The following is a 16568-nucleotide window of genomic DNA, read 5'->3' as shown; positions in this document are numbered from 1 at the left end:
AGATGCCCACCCAAAGCTTGCCATCCGGTGCGATGCATACCGAGCGGCCGAAGGAGGTGCCGGTGCCGATCGGTGCAATCCAGGCGACGCGCTCGTCGCCGATGCCGGCATTCGTATTGGCGCTCAGCGGCTTCATCTCCGCTGCCTGTATTCCGGTAATTGCGTTGCTTTCCTCCGAGGTGTCGATGAGACCGTTGCTGTTTCGATCCAAGGCCGTGTCGACCAGGATCTTCATCAGGTAGGGCGGTGCGTTGATACCGGTCATTCGGTTCAGCACGTACGCGTTGCCGTCAACGTCGATGGCGATTCGCGAGGGCTGTCCGCCGTTGCTGGCGCCAGGACTGCCCGCATATGACTTGTATCGCGCGACCTCTTTGCCGGGTGCCAGGACGTTGCCTCCGGGGCCCTTGATGGTGCGGGTATCGAACTTGGACACGGAGTCTTCGTTGTGGTTCGCAACGAAGATGTACTGCGAGCCGACGCCGACCAGGTTCACCTGCAACTGGTTGGGAACCGACAGGTAATTCAGGTTCTCCAGCAGGCCAAGGGAGAAATCAACGTTGAGCGTGTAGGTCTTGCCGGCCGCATCTGCGGCAGGGCTGAGCATCGCCATGCCTGCAGCGACGACGGCCCAACGGGTGGCCGAGCGAGTCGACCGGACTTGACTGCACAGAACTGGCTTCATGAAACCTCCGACAACAGATGTAAGGTGTTCAAAAGTGGGCGCGGCTTGCCGGCCCTTGGCTGCTAGCGATCGAGCGTCGCCCGGGCCTGGTTGCAGCAGACTTCCAGGCCGGTGTCGGCCCCGCTGTCATCGGAAAGGCGCTGGGGCAGCAGCCCCTGTGTGTCGACGGAGAAGATCTTGCTTCCGTCAGCGCTCAACTCGACGAACACGATCCGTTCTCCCCGTTCAGACCAGCGAGCCGTCAGCACCTCGCGCGCACCGCCATAGACCTTGCGGGAGTTTTTGCCGTCCGCATCCATCACGTAGATGCTTTGAAACATCGCGTCCGCTGGCACGGCCGTGTAGAGAATGCTCTTCCCGTCAGGTGACCACTGCGGGCTGTTATGTCGGGCCTCTGCCTGTGTCAGTTGCCGGCGGTCTGAACCATCGGCCCGCATGCTGACGATCTGGCCCGTGCCACTCTTGATCACACTGAATGTGAGCCTCTGACCATCGGGCGACCACGTTGGCGGTGTCTCGAAGCTGCCTATGGGCGTGTTGCTGACGATGCGGGCCACGCCAGTCTGCAAGTCAGAGACGCTGACGCGAGGGGTTACCTTCTCGTTTGCGGCCATGTAGGCAAGTCTTTTGCCGTCCGGCGAGAAGCGCGGGGCGATCTCATCATCGCCATCGTTCTGGGTCAGTCGCCGCTGCTGGCTGCCATCGGCAGCCATCAGATAGATCTTGCGGCTTCCCTCACGCATGGAAACGAAGGCAATCGTCTTCCCGTCTGGCGCCCAGACTGGCATGGCGCTGGGTAGCGCGTCGTGGGTCAGCCGCTGCGTGCTGCCGTCAGCCGTGGAGGTGACGTAGACGTCCACCTTGCGGTCCCGGCGCGCGACGTAGAGCACTTTGCTGCCGTCGGGTGACCAACTCATGTCGCTCGCTTCACCACGCTCTGGCGTGATCCGACGCACCTGCGCGCCGTCAGCCGCCATTCGATAGAGCTCGAAGCTCCCGCCGTGGCGATTGGATGTGAACAGGATCTCGCCCGTCGACGCAAAGGCAGTGGAGGGCAATGCCGCGAGCTGGAGCAGCGCCCCGAGCATGAGGCTGACTTTGAAGTGATGCATCTCGTGCTCCTCGTGATCTCGCCTGCTTCAGGGCAGTGCAGCGAAGACGGCGCTGACAAGGGCCTTGCCGCTGCTGTCCGTCACGGTCAGCGTGTAGGCGCCGCTGTTCTGCGGGACGATTCGGTAGCTCAGCGATCCGTCAGCGGCGACGACGGCGCTGTACCCGGAGGCCTGGCCCTTGGGGTCTTTCACCATCACAGTCACTGAAGAGTTAGGAACGAAGCCCTTCCCGGAGAAGCTGGTTTCGGCCGCGACCTTGGTGACCGACGGGCCGCTGAAGAAGGGCTGGGCTGCAACGGCCAGCGTGCAGAAGAGCAGTCCTGTCGCGAGCGCTGAAGCTGACTTCAGCTGCGAGACGAGACGTTGGCGGATCAAGGACATCTTCATCATGAACTCCGACGTTGCAAAGAACCTGGGGCGGATGCTGTAGCGGACTGGCTTGTCTCGGTGCCTCGCGTGGAGGGGATCCGGAGCCAGCCGTCGATGCAGCTTTGAACCTTCGTTGACAGTAGGGCTTGTGGGAATCACTCTGTTGATCCAGCGCAATGAGAACGGGCGGTCGACGAGTGAATGGCGTCCGACGGCTCATCAACCCGTGGGAGGCGTGTTGCCGGATTGAGGCGCTGACACCTAAGGTTGGGGGGGTAGAGCTTCGGCGGACGTCGTCGCCTCCGGCGTCTGACCGCGTCGCAGTCGCTTGTCCAGGCCGGCATGCATGGCATGCAGGCGACTGCACAATCCACGGCCATGGTCAGAACCACCCAGCTCGAATCCCTCCCTGCCGAGTGGCTGCGCCTGACGGTGCAGGGCGTGCCCGTCGGCTGCCTGAGCCCGCATCGTGCGGCACTTGCAGCGCGCTGGCTGCCGGGCGCAGCCCTGAGGTCCGATGAACTGTGCTGGGCCGGCGAATCACCTGGCGAGGCGATGGCGGCACTCGCCCTGTTGTTGCGAGAGCGCGGCGAGATCTCCGGCTGGCGCAATGAGGCCTATGCCTGCGAGCGTCCGGTGTCTGATCCTTGTGCCGGCTTTGGCAGTGAGCTGTTTCGCCTGGAGCGAGCCGCCTTTCGCTTCTTCGGTCTGATGAGTCGCGCCGTGCATGTCAACGCCTGGCTGCCGGACGGTCGCATGGTCTGCGGCCGTCGCGCCTTGCACAAGGCAACCGACCCTGGCCGCTTGGACAACTGTGCTGCTGGCGGCCTGGCAGCCGGCGAGTCTTTGCTGGACTGCGCCCGGCGCGAGCTGTGGGAAGAGGCCGGCGTTCCAGCAGCGCTGTCGCTGGGCCTGCGGCCCACTGGCGCCTTGCGCAGCCGGCGCATCGAACCAGAAGGCCTGCATGACGAGGTCCTGCATGTGTTTTCGCTGGAACTGCCGCCTGGCTTTGAACCCGGCAACCGCGATGGTGAGGTCAGCGAGTTTCTCTGCCTGTTGCCAGATGAGCTCAGCGAGCGCCTGGATGCTGGCGAGTTCAGCCCGGACGCTGAGGCGGTGATCCGGCAGTTCGGCCGCAAGGGCTGAGCGGCATTCGGGTGGGCGCAATGCGAATCATCGGCGTCCGGTGCGCTTGAGCGGGCTTGCACAATGCAGCCATGGATACAGTGGATGCAGTTGTTGTGGGCGCCGGGGTGGTGGGACTTGCGGTGGGCCGGGCGCTCGCGCAGCGCGGCCTGGAAACTCTCGTGCTCGAGCGGGAAAACGCGATCGGCACGGGCGTCAGCTCGCGCAACAGTGAAGTCATCCACGCCGGCATCTACTACCCCGAAGGGTCCTTGAAGGCGCGCTTGTGCGTGCGTGGCAAGCAGCAGCTGTATGCCTTGTGCGAAAGCCATGGCATTGCCCATCGCCGCTGCGGCAAGCTCATCGTGGCGACGGATGCATCACAACTGGCCGGTCTGAGAGCCTTGGCCGACAAGGCGGCGCGCAACGACGTGAATGATCTGCGCTGGCTCTCCGGTGACCAAGCGCGTGAACTTGAGCCAGCGCTGGCCTGCGAGGCCGCCTTGCTGTCGCCGTCCACCGGCATTGTCGACAGCCATGGGCTGATGCTGGCGCTGCAGGGCGATCTCGAACGCGCGGGTGGCGCGGTCGGGCTGGCGTCAACCGTGCAAGCCATCGTGGCGAGCGCTGAGGGTCATGTCTTGCGCGTGCGCAGCGAGGGCGTCGAGATGGAGCTCCAGGCGCGCATCGTGGTCAATGCGGCCGGCTTGTGGGCGCCCGCCGTGGCCGCGGCCACTGAGGATCTGGATGCCCGATTTGCACCACCGGCGCATTTCAGCAAGGGCTGCTACTTCTCGCTCGCCGGACGCGCGCCGTTCGGGCGGCTGGTTTATCCGCTGCCGCAGGACGCCTGGCTGGGCGTACATCTGACGCTGGACCTGGGCGGGCAGGCGCGCTTCGGCCCGGATGCGCAGTGGCTGCCGGCTGGCACCGACCCCGCGGCCATCGACTACCGGGTGGACGGGGCGCGTGCCGAGGCTTTCTATGCCGATGTGCGGCGCTACTGGCCGGGCCTGCCAGACGGTGCGCTGCAGCCGGCCTACAGCGGCGTGCGGCCAAAGATCCATGGGCCGGATCAACCGGCGCCTGACTTCCGCATCGACGGCCCGGGCGCGCATGGCATCGCAGGGCTGGTGAATCTGCTCGGCATCGAGTCGCCGGGCTTGACCAGCAGTCTGGCGATTGCCGACGAGGTGCTGGCGCGGCTGGGCGTTTAAGTGCCGTCCGTTGGCAGCTGCTCCTGCCACTGCCCGTCGACCAGCATCTGGTGCGGGCGGAAGCGCGCCTTGTAGGCCATCTTCGGGCTCTCGGCGATCCAGTAGCCGAGGTAGAGGTGTTGCAGGCCGAGCTGGCGCGTCTGCTGGATCTGCCACAACACGTTGTAGCTGCCGTAGCTGGCCTCGGCCTCCGGCTCGTAGAAGGTGTAGACGGCCGAGAGTCCGTCGCTCAGCATGTCGAGGATGGACACCATCTTCAGCACGCCGGCGCCGCCATCTGCTGCCGGCTCGCGGAACTCCACCAGGCGCGAGTTGACCCGGCTTTGCAGCAGGAATTGGGTGTACTGGTCGACGCTGTCGTGATCCATGCCGCCGCCGGCATGGCGGCCGGCCTGGTAGCGCAGATAGAGCTGGTAATGCTCTTCGGTGTAGTCCAGCCGCATCACGCGCACCTGCAGGTTGCTGTGCTGGCGCCAGGCACGGCGCTGGCTTCGGTTGGGCACGAAACGCGCCACCGGCACCCGCATCGGCACGCAGGCCTTGCAGCCATCGCAATAGGGGCGGTAGGTGAACAGCCCGCTGCGGCGAAAGCCCGCATCCACCAGGCTTGAGTAGGCGTCCGCGTGGATCAGGTGGCTTGGCGTGGCCACCTGCGAGCGCGCCTGCCGATCCGGCAGATAGCTGCAGGGGTAGGGTGCTGTCGCATAGAACTGCAGCTGGGTCAGCGGAAGCTCTTTGGGATGCGTCACGGGGCAGTGTCTCGCTGGGTCGGGGTGGATTCTTCAGTGCCGGATTCTGCCTGCAGATGCCGCCACAGTTTGGGGTGGAAAGCCCAGGAGGCCGGTGCGACTTGTGCAACGGTGCGCGCCAAATGGGCCTCGAATGCTGAGCGAGGCATCTCGAACGCACCTAGCGAGGCCAGATGGCCGGTGTTCTGCTGGCAGTCGATCCATTCGACGCCATGTTCCCGGCACAGGCAGACCAGGGCCGCCAGTGCGATCTTGGAGGCGTCAGTGCGCCGCATGAACATCGATTCGCCGAAGAACATGCGGCCCAGGTTGACGCCGTACAGGCCGCCAGCCAGCTCGCCATCGATCCAGGTTTCGATGCTGTGCACCACGCCCAGCCTCGCCCAGCGCAGATAAGCCGCCTGCATCTCGGGCAGGATCCAGGTGCCCGCCTGGCCTTCTCGCGGGGCATTGGCGCAAGCGGCCAGCACCTGCTGCGTCGCGCTGTCCACGCGGATCTCGCAGCCGGGTGTGGCGGCAAAGCGATTGATGGTCTTGCGCAGCGAGCGCTGCAGCTTGAAGTGGCGCGCCTGCAGCACCATGCGCGGGTCCGGGTACCACCACAAGATGGGTTGTCCGTCGCCGTACCAGGGGAAAATGCCACGCGAATAGGCGGCCTGGAGTCGGGCAGGGCTCAGATCGCCGCCCGCGGCCAGCAAGCCAGGGGCGTCGGAATCAGGCCCCAGCGCCTGGGCGCTGGGCGGGAAGTCCAGCGAAGCTTCGTCAAGCCAGTCAATCATCGGCTTCATGGTAGCGTGCCGGCTCCGTTTAATCTGTCGAAGCAATGATCACCGTCTACGGCATTCCCAACTGCGATACCGTCAAGCGCGCCCGCGCCTGGCTCGACGCCCATCACATGGAATACCGATTCCATGACTACAAGAAGGCCGGCGTCCCGGTGCCTGAGCTGCAGCGTTGGCTGAGCGAACTCGGCTGGGAGAAGCTGCTCAACCGAGCCGGCACCACCTGGCGCAAGCTGGACGAGGCGAGCAAGGCTGCGGTGGTGGACGCAGCCAGCGCGGCGGCGTTGATGCAGGCCCAGCCCAGCGTCATCAAGCGCCCGCTGGTGCAGTGGGCCGATAGCCGCCTGACGGTGGGCTTCTCGGACGAGCTGTTCGCTGCACAGCGTTGAGTGCTGCCGGAGGGTGGATTGACCTCACCCTCTAGGCACGAGGCCGATCGCGAAGCCAACTGGTAAGCTGCCGGCCTTGCTTCCAAGGCTGAGCTGGTCCCCATGTTTACAGGCATCGTTCAAGGCATCGCCACTGTCGCCGCTATCACCGACCGCCCGGGTCTGCGCAGCTTCACGCTGCAGTTCCCCAGCGGCTTTTGCCAGGGGCTGGAGATCGGCGCCAGCGTCGCCAGCGACGGCGTGTGCCTGACGGTCACCGCGCTGAAGGGGCCGGACCAGGCCGACTTCGATGTGATGCAGCAAAGCCTGGCGCTGACCACGCTGGCCGAGCTGACGGTCGGCAGCCGCATCAATGTGGAGCGCGCGGCCCGCGACGGCGCTGAGATCGGCGGCCATCCGCTGTCAGGCCATATCGATTTCATGGCCACCATCGCCGAGATCCGCCGACCCGAGAACAACCATGTGATCCGCATCGCCGTGCCCGCGCCGTGGATGCGTTATGTCTTCGCCAAAGGCTATATCGCGATCAACGGCGCCAGCCTGACGGTTGCCGATGCGGATCGCCAGGCTGGCTGGTTCGAGGTCTGGCTGATCCCCGAGACGCTGCGCATGACGACCTTCGGCGACAAGGATGTCGGCGCGCGCCTGAACATCGAGATCGAGCGCCAGACGCAGGTCTTCGTCGATACGGTGCGTGATGCGATCGAGGAAAAGCTGGGGCCGCTGTTGCCGGCCTTGGAGAGGTTGTTGGCCCATCAGGGGCAGACGCTGGACGGGCTTCTTGAAGCCCCGCGCCTGACGCCCTGACCGAGCCGCCCTGTCTCAGCCCGCCAGCAACTGCCGCAGCACGAAGGGCAGGATGCCGCCGTGGCGGTAGTAGTCCACCTCGATCGGCGTGTCGATGCGCAGGATCAGCGCGTGCTCGCTGCTGCTGCCGTCGCTGCGCTGCACGATCAGGCGCACTTCGCGCTGCGGGCGCAGCGCACCGTCGATCACGATATCGATCAGCTCGTCTCCCTTCAGGCCCAGGCTCTCCCAGCTTTCGCCCGGCTTGAACTGCAGCGGCAGCACGCCCATACCGACCAGATTGGAGCGATGGATTCGCTCGAAGCTGCGCGCCACCACCGCCTTGATGCCCAGCAGCTGTGTGCCCTTGGCCGCCCAGTCGCGGCTGGAGCCGGTGCCGTATTCCTCGCCGGCGAAGATCACGGTCGGCGTACCGGCCGCCATGTACTGCATGGCGGCGTCGTAGATGAAACGCTTCTCGCCGCCGGGTTGCTGCAGGGTCAGGCCGCCTTCCTCGCGGCTGCCGTCAGCGCCGGCCGGCAGCATCAGATTCTTGATGCGCACGTTGGCAAAGGTGCCACGCATCATCACCTCATGGTTGCCGCGGCGCGAGCCGTAGCTGTTGAAGTCGGCCTTGCCGACGCCCAGGCTCTGTAGATATTGGCCAGCGGGTGAGCTGTCCTTGATCGAGCCGGCCGGCGAGATGTGGTCGGTGGTGATGGAGTCGCCGAACAGCGCCATGATGCGGGCGCCCTTGACACCGTCCTGACCCTCGGCGGCGAACACAGGCTGCTGCGTGAAGTTCTTGAAGAAGGGCGGCTGCGCGATGTAGCTGCTGGCGGGCCAGCTGTAGACATCGCCGCTCGCGCCGCCGATCTGCTGCCAGAGCTTGCCGGGCTTGCGGTCGACCTTGGCGTAGTTCTCCCGGTAGGCCTTCGGGTTCATCGCCACCTTCATCAGGGCGTGCACTTCCTCGCTGCTGGGCCAGACGTCGCCCAGATAGATGTCGCGCCCGTTCTTGCCCTGGCCCAGCGGCTGCGTCATCAGGTCCACCCGTACATTGCCGGCGATGGCATAGGCCAGCACCAGCGGCGGCGAGGCCAGGAAGTTGGCCTTCAGGTTCGGATGGATGCGGGCCTCGAAATTGCGGTTGCCCGACAAGACCGCAGCGCAGACCAGCTCGTTGGCGGTGATCACCTCATTGAGTTCGGGCGTCAGATCGCCGGCGTTGCCGATGCAGGTGGTGCAGCCGTAGGCCGCCACGTTGAAGCCCAGCTTCTCCAGATAGGGCAGCAGGCCAGCCTTCTCCAGATACTCGGTGACGATGCGCGAACCCGGCGCCAGCGATGTCTTGATGTGCGGCTGCACGCGCAAGCCTGCCTTCACCGCCTTCTTGGCCAGCAGTCCGGCCGCCAGCAGCACGCCGGGGTTGGAGGTGTTGGTGCAGGAGGTGATGGCGGCGATCAGCACGTCGCCGTTGCGGATGGCCTGGCCGCTGCGGGTGCTGAAGACCTGATCCAGCTTGGGCGCAGGCTGGTTGAAACCGTTGGCCGCCGCTGGTGCGCTGAACAGGCGCGCGAAGGTGGAGGACAGGTCGGTGATCTCGATCCGATCCTGCGGCCGCTTCGGGCCGGCCAGCGAAGGCACGACCGTGCCCAGGTCCAGCGTCACCAGTTGGCTGTAGTCGATGCTGCCGGGCTTGGGCACGCCGAACAGACCCTGGGCCTTGAAGTAGGCCTCGAAGGCCTCGATCTCGGCCTTGCTGCGGCCGGTGCCGCGGAAATAGTCCAGCGTCTTGTCGTCCACCGGGAAGAAGCCCATGGTGGCTCCGTACTCGGGAGCCATATTGGCAATCGTCGCGCGGTCTGGCACGGCCAGACTCTCGGTGCCTTCGCCGAAGAACTCGACGAACTTGCCGACCACCTTCTCGCGGCGCAGGATCTCCGTCACGGTGAGCACCAGATCGGTGGCAGTCACGCCTTCTCGGAGCCGGCCCTTCAGCTCGAAACCCACCACATCCGGCGTCAGGAAATAGACCGGCTGGCCCAGCATGCCGGCCTCGGCCTCGATGCCGCCCACGCCCCAGCCGACCACGCCGATGCCGTTGATCATGGTGGTGTGGCTGTCGGTGCCGACCAGGCTGTCCGGGTAGTAGAGCCGCGCACCCTTCTTGCCGCTCTTGTGCACGCCACGGGCCAGGTATTCCAGATTGACCTGGTGCACGATGCCGAAGCCCGGCGGCACGACGCCGAAGGTGTCGAAGGCCTGCATGCCCCACTTCATGAACTCGTAGCGCTCGCGGTTGCGCTCGAACTCCAGCTTCATGTTCAGGTCCAGCGCCTGCTTGTTCCCGTAGTGGTCGATCATTACCGAGTGATCCACCACCAGGTCTACCGGCACCAGCGGCTCGATGCGCTTGGCATCCAGGCCGGCGGCCTGCGCCACATTGCGCATCGCGGCCAGATCGGCCAGCAAGGGCACGCCGGTGAAGTCCTGCAAGACCACGCGGGCGACGACAAAGGGAATCTCGGCGCTGCGCTCGGCCACCGGCTGCCAATTGGCGAGCTGGGCCACATGCTCGGGGCTGACCTTCAGGCCGTCGCAGTTGCGCAGCACCGACTCCAGCACGATGCGCAGCGACACCGGCAGTCGTTCGACATTTGGATAGCGCCCGGCCAGGCGCGGCAGTGAGTAGAACCGCCCGCTGCGTCCGGAAGCGGTGCTGAATTCGCTCAGCGTGTCGTCGAAGGGGTGCGAGCTGGCTGCGGACATGGGCTTCTCCTGGTTCGGGATGCAGGCATTGTGCGCAGCCCCCGGCCGGATTTCATGACAAGGGGCAATCCGGCAAGGTGTAAACCTTGGTTTCAGCGGTCATCGCCAGGCTGCTTGGTGCGTTGAACAGGCGGACCAAGGAGATGTTCGATGGCGATCAAGAACTTGCTGGTGATGCTGGGTGGACTGGGCATCGGCCTCGCAGCCTGCCTGCCTGGCGCGCAGGCTCGCGATCTGGATGTCGGTGTGTCGGTTCAGATTGGACAGCCGGGCTTCTATGGCCGCATCGATCTCGGTGACGCGCCACGACCGCGCCTGATCTATGCCGAGCCGGTGCTGATCCACCGGGCTCCGCGGGTGGTCTATGCGCCGGTCTATCTGCGCGTTCCGCCCGGTCATGAGCGCCACTGGCGCAAGCATTGCAGCCGCTACGACGCTTGCGGCCGGCCGGTCTATTTCGTGCGCGAGGACTGGTACCAGCGCGACTATGTGCCGCATTACTACGACCGTCATCCGGAGTACCGCCGTGATCGTCGGGATGAGCGCCGCGGTGAGCGCCGCGAAGACCGCTGGGATGATCGCCGCGACGGCTGGCGAGACGGCCACGGTCGAGGCCATGGCCACGGGCGTGACTGAGTCAGGCGCCCGGCACGCCAGCCCGTTCCAGCATCGCATGCAGCAAGACATTGCAGCCAGCTTCGATGTGTTCGGGCTTGGCGTCCTCGATCTCGTTGTGGCTGATGCCGTCCTTGCAGGGGATGAAGATCATGCCGGCCGGTGCCAGCCTTGCCATGTAGACGGCGTCGTGTCCGGCGCCCGACACGGCCGGCATGGCCGAATAGCCCAAGGCCTGTGCGGCCCGGGCCACCGCATCCACGCAGCCTGCATCGAAGGGTTGGGCCGGGTAGGCTGACACGGGCTCGATGACGATGGGCAGGCCGGTTTCGGCAGTGAGCCGGGCCGCCACGGCGCGGATGTCGGCATCCATCGCCTCACACAAGGCATCGCTGGCATTGCGGAGGTCGATGCTGAACTTCACGCGGCCCGGAATCACGTTGCGGCTGTTGGGGTGCACCTGCACCATGCCCACCGTGCCGCGGCCATGCGGCGGATGGCGGTGCGCGCAGGCCACCACCTCCTGCATCAGCCGGCTGGCCACCTGCAAGGCATCCTTGCGCAGCGCCATCGGCGTCGGGCCGGCATGGGCTTCCATGCCGGTGACGGTGCAGTCGTACCAGCGTATGCCCAGCACGCCGGTGACCACACCGATGGTCTTGTCGTGGTCCTCCAGCACCGGGCCCTGCTCGATATGGGTCTCGAAGTAGCTGCCGATGGGGTGATCACCGGGCTCCTCTGGGCCGATGTAGCCGATCCGCGCGAGTTCGTCCTTGACGCTCTTGCCCTCGGCATCTGTAGCCGCATAGGCATGCTCCAGCGTGAAGGCCTTGGCGAATACGCCCGAGCCCATCATCACCGGCACGAAGCGCGAGCCTTCCTCATTGGTCCAGAACGCCACCTCGATCGGCGCCTCGGTTTCGATGCCATGCTCATTGAGCGTGCGCACCACCTCCAGGCCGGCCAGCACGCCGTAGTTGCCATCGAACTTGCCCCCTGTGGGTTGGGTGTCGATATGGCTGCCGGTCATCACCGGCGGCAGGGCGTTGTTGCGGCCGGGGCGGCGCATGAAGGCATTGCCGATCTTGTCGACAGTGACGCTCATGCCGGCCTCGCGTGCCCAGCGCGTCACCAGGTCGCGACCCTGCTTGTCGAGTTCGGTCAGGGCCAGGCGGCAGACGCCGCCCTTGTCGGTGGCGCCGATGCGGGCCAGCTCCATGAGGCTGTTCCAGAGGCGCTGGCCGTCGATGCGCAGCACGCTGATGTTCGGCTGAGTCCTGGTATCCATTCTTGCTACTCCTTCAACGCGCTACGGCCGTCGGGGCCAGATCTTGCGCGCGGGCCTTGGCGGCCTGGAAATCGGGTCCGAAAGCCGGGCGCTTCAGGTAGCGGCCCGCGCCCGGCGTGGCGCGCAGCTCGCCCTGGGCATAGACCAGCACGCCCTGGCTGATGGTGTGGCTGGGAATGCCGCGCACCTGGCGGCCCTCGAAGATATTGAAGTCGCCCTTGCTGTGCTGGGTCTTGGCGGAGAGGGTCTTCGTGCCCTGCGGGTCCCACAGCACCAGGTCGGCGTCAGCACCCTCGCCGATGCAACCCTTTTGCGGATAGAGGTTGAAGAGCTTGGCGGTGTTGGCTGAGGTGATGGCGACGAACTCGGATGGCGTGAGCCGGCCGCTGTTGACGCCGGCATCCCAGATGACCGCCATGCGCTCCTCGACGCCGCCGCAGCCATTCGGAATCTTCGCGAAGTTGGCGAGGCCAGCGGCCTTCTGCTCGGCGCAGAAGGTGCAGTGGTCGGTGGCGGTGGTGTGAAGCTGGCCGCTCTGCAGGCCGCGCCACAGAAAGTCCTGGTGGATCTTGGGCCGGAAGGGCGGGCTCATCACATGGGCCGCCGCGGTCGCGAAGTCGGGGTGCCGGTAGACGCTGTCGTCGATCAGCAGATGGCCGGCCAGTACCTCGCCGTAGACGCGCTGACCGCGGGCGCGGGCCCGCGCGATCGCTTCGGCGCTCTCGATGCATGACACATGGACGATGTAGATCGGCACGCCCAACACATCGGCGATGGCGATGGCGCGGTTGGCCGCCTCGCCCTCGACCATCGGCGGGCGCGACAGCGGATGGCCTTCGGGGCCGGTGATGCCCATCTTGGCCACCTCCTGCTGCAGCAGATAGACCAGCTCGCCGTTCTCGGCATGCACGGTGGGCATCGCGCCCAGTTCAAGCGCACGCTTGAAGCTGTTCACCAGGGTCTCGTCGTCGCACATGATGGCGTTCTTGTAGGCCATGAAGTGCTTGAAGCTGTTGATGCCTTCTTCCTTCACGAGCCGGCCCATGTCCGCATGCACGCTATCGTCCCACCAGGTGACAGCGACATGGAAGCCATAGTCCGCGGCCGACTTCTCGGCCCAGCCGCGCCAGGTCTGGTAGGCCTCCATCAGCGGCTGCTGCGGATTCGGAATCACGAAGTCGATGATGGAAGTGGTGCCGCCCGCCAGCCCCGCCGCCGTGCCGGTGAAGAAGTCGTCCATCGTCACCGTGCCCATGAAGGGCAGCTGCATATGCGTGTGCGGATCGATGCCGCCGGGCAGCAGGTACTGGCCCGAGGCATCGAGCGTCTCGCAGCCCGCGGGCGCCTCGGCCATGGCGCGCGCGCCGATCGCCGCGATCTTGCCGTCGACGCACAGCACATCGGCAGCAAATTCGCGGTCGGCGTTCACCACCGTACCGCCGCGGATCAACAGGGGCTTCTGGTTCATCGATGTCTCCTCGTGAAGCGGTCGTGCGCCTGAATTCAGCGCTTCTTGGCCGTCAGGTAGTAGTAGCTGCCGGCGACGGCCAGGCTGAAGAACCAGCCGAAGTCGAACAGGCCCAGCAGCAGCGGCGGCACGCTGTCCTTGGCCACCAGGCCGGACACCGCCAGATAGCCCGGCAGGCAGGGCAGAACGCCCAGCGCGAAGGCGATCAGCGCCTGGATGTTCCAGCCGCCGCTGTACTCGTATTCGCCGCCGCGGCGGTAGAGATCGTCGACTTTGAGCTCGGTCTTGCGCACCAGGTAGTAGTCCACCAGCAAGATGCCGGCGATGGCGCCCAGCAGCGTGCCGTACCCGCCCAGCCAGGTGAACAGATAGCCGCCCGAGGTAGCCAGCAGCTTCCAGGGCATGAAGACCAGGCCGATCAGCGCAGCGATCAGGCCGCCCATGCGGAAGCTGATCTTGCTGGGCGCGATCTGGCTGAAGTCATACGAGGGCGAGACCAGATTGGCCGCCACATTGGTGGTCAGGTTGGCCAGCAGGATGACCAGCAGGCCGACGCCGGCGGCCACCGGGCCCATCTGCGTCAGCAGGCCATCGGGGAAGAGCTGCGCCTTGCCATAGAGGATGGCCGAGGCCGAGAAGCCGATCACACCCACCATCGAGAACAGCGCCATCGGAATCGGCAGGCCGATGGCCTGGCCCAGCACCTGGTCCTTCTGGCTCTTGGCGAAGCGGGTGAAGTCGGGGATGTTCAGCGCCAGCGTGGCCCAGAAGCCCACCAGGCCGGTCAGCGCCGCCCAGGTCTTGGGCCCGCCCTCGACCACCTTGGCCGGCAGGTCCAGCAGCTGGCCACCAGGCACTTTCATCATCAGCACCACCACCAGCAGCAGCGAGGCGCCAATCATCAGCGGCGCGGCGATCACTTCCAGCTTGCGGATGGACTCGGGGCCTTTCCAGATGAACCAGATGTGCAGCGCCCAAAATGCCAGGAAGCACATGAACTGCGAGTTGCTGATGGTCTCGCCCGCTGCCGGCCCGGCTAGGCCCATGCCCAGCACGTTCAGGAAGCCGTGCAAGGCCAGCGCGCCGAAGTAGCAGTTGATCGAGAACCAGCCGCAGGCCACCAGGCCGCGCAACACGGCAGGCAGGTTGGCGCCCTTGACGCCAAAGGACGCGCGCGCCAGCACCGGGAAGGGGATGCCATGCTTGGGGCCGACGCGGCCGATCAGCACCATCGGAATCAGCACGATCACATTGGCCAGGAAGACCAGCCACACCGCCATCTGCCAGCTGAAACCCTGGTCCAGCATCGAGCTGGCCATGGTGTAGGTCGGCACGCAGACCACCATACCCACCCACAGCGCGGCGTAGTCCTTCCAGTTCCAGTGCCGCTGGGCGGCGGTGGTCGGCAGAAGGTCCTCGTTGGCCAGCGGGTTGTCCGCTGCGCCGGAAGCGCTCTGGGTGGCGCCGATGCTGCTGCTCATGCTCATCCTCCGTCGATTAAGTTGGGTGGTTTCAGCTGTGCAAGCTTTGTGCCTGCGCGGCCTTTGCGCCAGATGGGAAACCCGCTCAGGCCGTGACGCGCATCGGGTTGTTCGGGTGCTGGGTCCAGTTGGCGTAGTCGCCGCTGACCGGCTGGCCGGTGCGTGCGTCGATTTCGCCCGGCATCACGCGGCGCATCGTGATCGTGTCGGGCACCGGGCAGATCGAGACGCAGAGGTTGCAGCCCACGCATTCGGCTTCATTGATCTCGAAGTGGCGCTGACCGTTTTTCGTGGCAAAGATGGCCTGGTGCGAGGTGTCCTCGCAGACCACATGGCAGCGGCCGCACTGGATGCAGCTGTCCTGATTGATGACGGCCTTCTCCACGTAGTTGAGGTTGAGCTGGTTCCAGTTCTTCACCGTCGGCACGGCCAGGCCACGCATCGCGTCGATGTTGGCGTAGCCCTTCTCGTCCATGTAATTCGAGAGGCCCGAACACATGTCCTGCACGATCTTGAAGCCATAGACCATCGCAGCGGTGCAGACCTGCACCGTGCCGCAGCCCAGCGCGATGTACTCGGCCGCATCGCGCCAGGTGCTGATGCCGCCGATGCCCGAGATTGGCAGGCCGGCGGTCAGCGGGTCGCGCGCGATCTCGGCCACCATGTTCTGTGCGATCGGCTTGACCGCTGGGCCGCAGTAGCCGCCATGCGAGCCCCAGCCGTCGGTGCTGGGGTTCATCACCATGCGGTCCAGATCCACGCCCATCACCGAGTTGATGGTGTTGATCAGGCTCACCGCATCGGCGCCGCCGGCCTTGGCCGCGCGGGCCGGGAAACGCACATCGGTGATGTTGGGCGTCAGCTTCACGATCACCGGCAGCTTGGAGTAATGCTTGCACCAGGCGGTGACCATCTGGATGTACTCGGGCACCTGGCCCACCGCCGAGCCCATGCCGCGTTCGCTCATGCCATGCGGGCAGCCGAAGTTCAGCTCGATGCCGTCAGCGCCCGTGTCTTCGACCAGGGGCAGGATGGCCTTCCAGCTGTCTTCGTTGCAGGGCACCATCAGCGAGACGATCATGGCCCGGTCGGGCCAGGCGCGCTTGACGCGCTTGATCTCTTCCAGATTGGTGCGCAGCGGCCGGTCGGTGATCAGCTCGATGTTGTTCAGGCCGATCACGCGCCGGTCCTGGCTCATCAGCGTGGCATAGCGCGGGCCGGACACATTGACCACCGGCGGGTCTTCGCCCAGGGTCTTCCAGACCACACCACCCCAGCCCGCCTCGAAGGCGCGGGTGACGTTGATCTCCTTGTCGGTCGGCGGGGCCGAGGCCAGCCAGAAGGGATTCGGGCTCTTGATGCCCAGGAAGTTGCTGCTGATGTCAGCCATGATGGTCAGCCCTTCAGGAATGCGTCGATAGAGATGGCGGCCTGCTTGCCGTGTTCGACCGCCTCGACCGTCAGGTCGCGGCCGCCGAAGCGGCAGTCGCCGCCGGCCCAGACCTTGGCGTGGCTGGTCCTGCCTGCCACGTCGGTGGCGATGCGGCCGCCTTGCAGCGCCAGCTCAACACCCACGGGAACGAAGCTCTGGCCGATGGCTTTCAGCACCAGATCGGCCTGCAGCGTGAACTGCTCGCCGGTCTCGACCAGGGTGCCGTCCTGCAGCGCGGTCACCGCAAACACCACGCCTGAAACTGTTCCGCCCTCTGAGAGGATCTGTTTGGGCGCGG

16 protein-coding genes are annotated in these 16568 nt (G+C 65.7%); 5 read left to right on the top strand and 11 right to left on the bottom strand.

The annotated features are described in order from the left end of the window. The 3 genes from ACIQ67_RS15715 to ACIQ67_RS15705 all read right to left on the bottom strand — a co-directional run. A partial coding sequence (locus ACIQ67_RS15715; protein ID WP_397535320.1) for a hypothetical protein occupies positions 1-685 on the bottom strand: 685 nt, incomplete at its 3' end. Between the two features lie 62 nt (positions 686-747). Continuing rightward, positions 748-1797, bottom strand: coding sequence for a DPP IV N-terminal domain-containing protein (locus ACIQ67_RS15710; RefSeq protein ID WP_397535319.1), 1050 nt, complete (start codon positions 1795-1797; stop codon positions 748-750). Positions 1798-1824: 27 nt separating this feature from the next. Continuing rightward, positions 1825-2184 carry a hypothetical protein gene (locus tag ACIQ67_RS15705; RefSeq protein WP_397535318.1) on the bottom strand — a complete coding sequence of 120 codons (360 nt, stop codon included), beginning with the start codon at positions 2182-2184 and terminating at the stop codon, positions 1825-1827. 360 nt (positions 2185-2544) lie between these two features. On the opposite strand from ACIQ67_RS15705, the gene ACIQ67_RS15700 reads away from it, so the two are divergent. Together ACIQ67_RS15700 and ACIQ67_RS15695 are read left to right on the top strand one after the other, a co-directional pair. Beyond that, positions 2545-3312, top strand: coding sequence for an NUDIX domain-containing protein (locus ACIQ67_RS15700; RefSeq protein WP_397535317.1), 768 nt, complete (start codon positions 2545-2547; stop codon positions 3310-3312). Positions 3313-3383: 71 nt separating this feature from the next. Next, positions 3384-4508 carry an NAD(P)/FAD-dependent oxidoreductase gene (locus ACIQ67_RS15695; protein WP_397535316.1) on the top strand — a complete coding sequence of 375 codons (1125 nt, stop codon included), beginning with the start codon at positions 3384-3386 and terminating at the stop codon, positions 4506-4508. Here ACIQ67_RS15695 and ACIQ67_RS15690 read toward each other — a convergent pair. After that, complete coding sequence (locus ACIQ67_RS15690; protein ID WP_397535315.1) at positions 4505-5257, bottom strand: arginyltransferase; 753 nt, start codon at positions 5255-5257, stop codon at positions 4505-4507. The genes ACIQ67_RS15695 and ACIQ67_RS15690 overlap by 4 nt on opposite strands. Beyond that, positions 5254-6036, bottom strand: a complete 783-nt coding sequence (aat, locus tag ACIQ67_RS15685; RefSeq protein ID WP_397535314.1) for a leucyl/phenylalanyl-tRNA--protein transferase — start codon at positions 6034-6036, stop codon at positions 5254-5256. The genes ACIQ67_RS15690 and aat overlap by 4 nt, the downstream gene beginning before the upstream one ends. A 44-nt stretch (positions 6037-6080) precedes the next feature. Here aat and ACIQ67_RS15680 point away from each other — a divergent pair, with 44 nt between their 5' ends. Both ACIQ67_RS15680 and ACIQ67_RS15675 read left to right on the top strand, forming a co-directional pair. Then, complete coding sequence (locus ACIQ67_RS15680; RefSeq protein WP_397535313.1) at positions 6081-6428, top strand: ArsC family reductase; 348 nt, start codon at positions 6081-6083, stop codon at positions 6426-6428. 102 nt (positions 6429-6530) lie between these two features. Beyond that, complete coding sequence (locus ACIQ67_RS15675) at positions 6531-7235, top strand: riboflavin synthase subunit alpha (protein ID WP_397535312.1); 705 nt, start codon at positions 6531-6533, stop codon at positions 7233-7235. Between the two features lie 15 nt (positions 7236-7250). Here ACIQ67_RS15675 and acnA read toward each other — a convergent pair whose 3' ends face one another. Continuing rightward, the gene (acnA, locus tag ACIQ67_RS15670; RefSeq protein ID WP_397535311.1) at positions 7251-9986 is read right to left on the bottom strand and encodes an aconitate hydratase AcnA; all 2736 of its coding nucleotides are present in this window, start codon (positions 9984-9986) and stop codon (positions 7251-7253) included. 150 nt (positions 9987-10136) lie between these two features. Between acnA and ACIQ67_RS15665 the strand changes: the two genes are divergently transcribed. Beyond that, positions 10137-10622, top strand: coding sequence for a hypothetical protein (locus tag ACIQ67_RS15665; protein ID WP_397535310.1), 486 nt, complete (start codon positions 10137-10139; stop codon positions 10620-10622). 1 nt (position 10623) lies between these two features. Here the strand turns inward: ACIQ67_RS15665 and ACIQ67_RS15660 are convergent, their stop codons facing one another. The 5 genes from ACIQ67_RS15660 to ACIQ67_RS15640 all read right to left on the bottom strand — a co-directional run. Continuing rightward, a complete protein-coding gene (locus ACIQ67_RS15660) occupies positions 10624-11889 on the bottom strand; it encodes a Zn-dependent hydrolase (protein WP_397535309.1) in 1266 nt (421 codons plus the stop codon). Positions 11890-11902: 13 nt separating this feature from the next. Further along, positions 11903-13357 carry a dihydropyrimidinase gene (gene hydA, locus ACIQ67_RS15655; protein WP_397535308.1) on the bottom strand — a complete coding sequence of 485 codons (1455 nt, stop codon included), beginning with the start codon at positions 13355-13357 and terminating at the stop codon, positions 11903-11905. Positions 13358-13392: 35 nt separating this feature from the next. After that, a complete protein-coding gene (locus tag ACIQ67_RS15650; RefSeq protein ID WP_397535307.1) occupies positions 13393-14838 on the bottom strand; it encodes an NCS1 family nucleobase:cation symporter-1 in 1446 nt (481 codons plus the stop codon). An 85-nt stretch (positions 14839-14923) separates the two neighbouring features. Beyond that, positions 14924-16228 carry an NAD-dependent dihydropyrimidine dehydrogenase subunit PreA gene (preA, locus tag ACIQ67_RS15645; protein ID WP_397535306.1) on the bottom strand — a complete coding sequence of 435 codons (1305 nt, stop codon included), beginning with the start codon at positions 16226-16228 and terminating at the stop codon, positions 14924-14926. A gap of 5 nt (positions 16229-16233) precedes the next feature. Further along, on the bottom strand, positions 16234-16568 hold a 335-nt coding region (locus tag ACIQ67_RS15640; protein ID WP_397535305.1), incomplete at its 5' end, for an FAD-dependent oxidoreductase.

Source organism: Roseateles sp., from assembly GCF_044373315.1.
Taxonomy (GTDB): Bacteria; Pseudomonadota; Gammaproteobacteria; order Burkholderiales; family Burkholderiaceae_C; genus JACDQM01.
This window is presented reverse-complemented; position numbering and strand designations above follow the sequence as displayed.

Coding starts and splice junctions, on each gene's coding strand:
- preA (WP_397535306.1), bottom strand. CDS start 16,228: ATGGCTGACATCAGCAGCAACTTCCTGGGCATCAAGAGCCCGAATCCC.
- ACIQ67_RS15700 (WP_397535317.1), top strand. CDS start 2,545: ATGGTCAGAACCACCCAGCTCGAATCCCTCCCTGCCGAGTGGCTGCGC.
- ACIQ67_RS15650 (WP_397535307.1), bottom strand. CDS start 14,838: ATGAGCAGCAGCATCGGCGCCACCCAGAGCGCTTCCGGCGCAGCGGAC.
- ACIQ67_RS15680 (WP_397535313.1), top strand. CDS start 6,081: ATGATCACCGTCTACGGCATTCCCAACTGCGATACCGTCAAGCGCGCC.
- aat (WP_397535314.1), bottom strand. CDS start 6,036: ATGATTGACTGGCTTGACGAAGCTTCGCTGGACTTCCCGCCCAGCGCC.
- ACIQ67_RS15665 (WP_397535310.1), top strand. CDS start 10,137: ATGGCGATCAAGAACTTGCTGGTGATGCTGGGTGGACTGGGCATCGGC.
- ACIQ67_RS15695 (WP_397535316.1), top strand. CDS start 3,384: ATGGATACAGTGGATGCAGTTGTTGTGGGCGCCGGGGTGGTGGGACTT.
- acnA (WP_397535311.1), bottom strand. CDS start 9,986: ATGTCCGCAGCCAGCTCGCACCCCTTCGACGACACGCTGAGCGAATTC.
- ACIQ67_RS15675 (WP_397535312.1), top strand. CDS start 6,531: ATGTTTACAGGCATCGTTCAAGGCATCGCCACTGTCGCCGCTATCACC.
- ACIQ67_RS15660 (WP_397535309.1), bottom strand. CDS start 11,889: ATGGATACCAGGACTCAGCCGAACATCAGCGTGCTGCGCATCGACGGC.
- ACIQ67_RS15710 (WP_397535319.1), bottom strand. CDS start 1,797: ATGCATCACTTCAAAGTCAGCCTCATGCTCGGGGCGCTGCTCCAGCTC.
- ACIQ67_RS15705 (WP_397535318.1), bottom strand. CDS start 2,184: ATGAAGATGTCCTTGATCCGCCAACGTCTCGTCTCGCAGCTGAAGTCA.
- hydA (WP_397535308.1), bottom strand. CDS start 13,357: ATGAACCAGAAGCCCCTGTTGATCCGCGGCGGTACGGTGGTGAACGCC.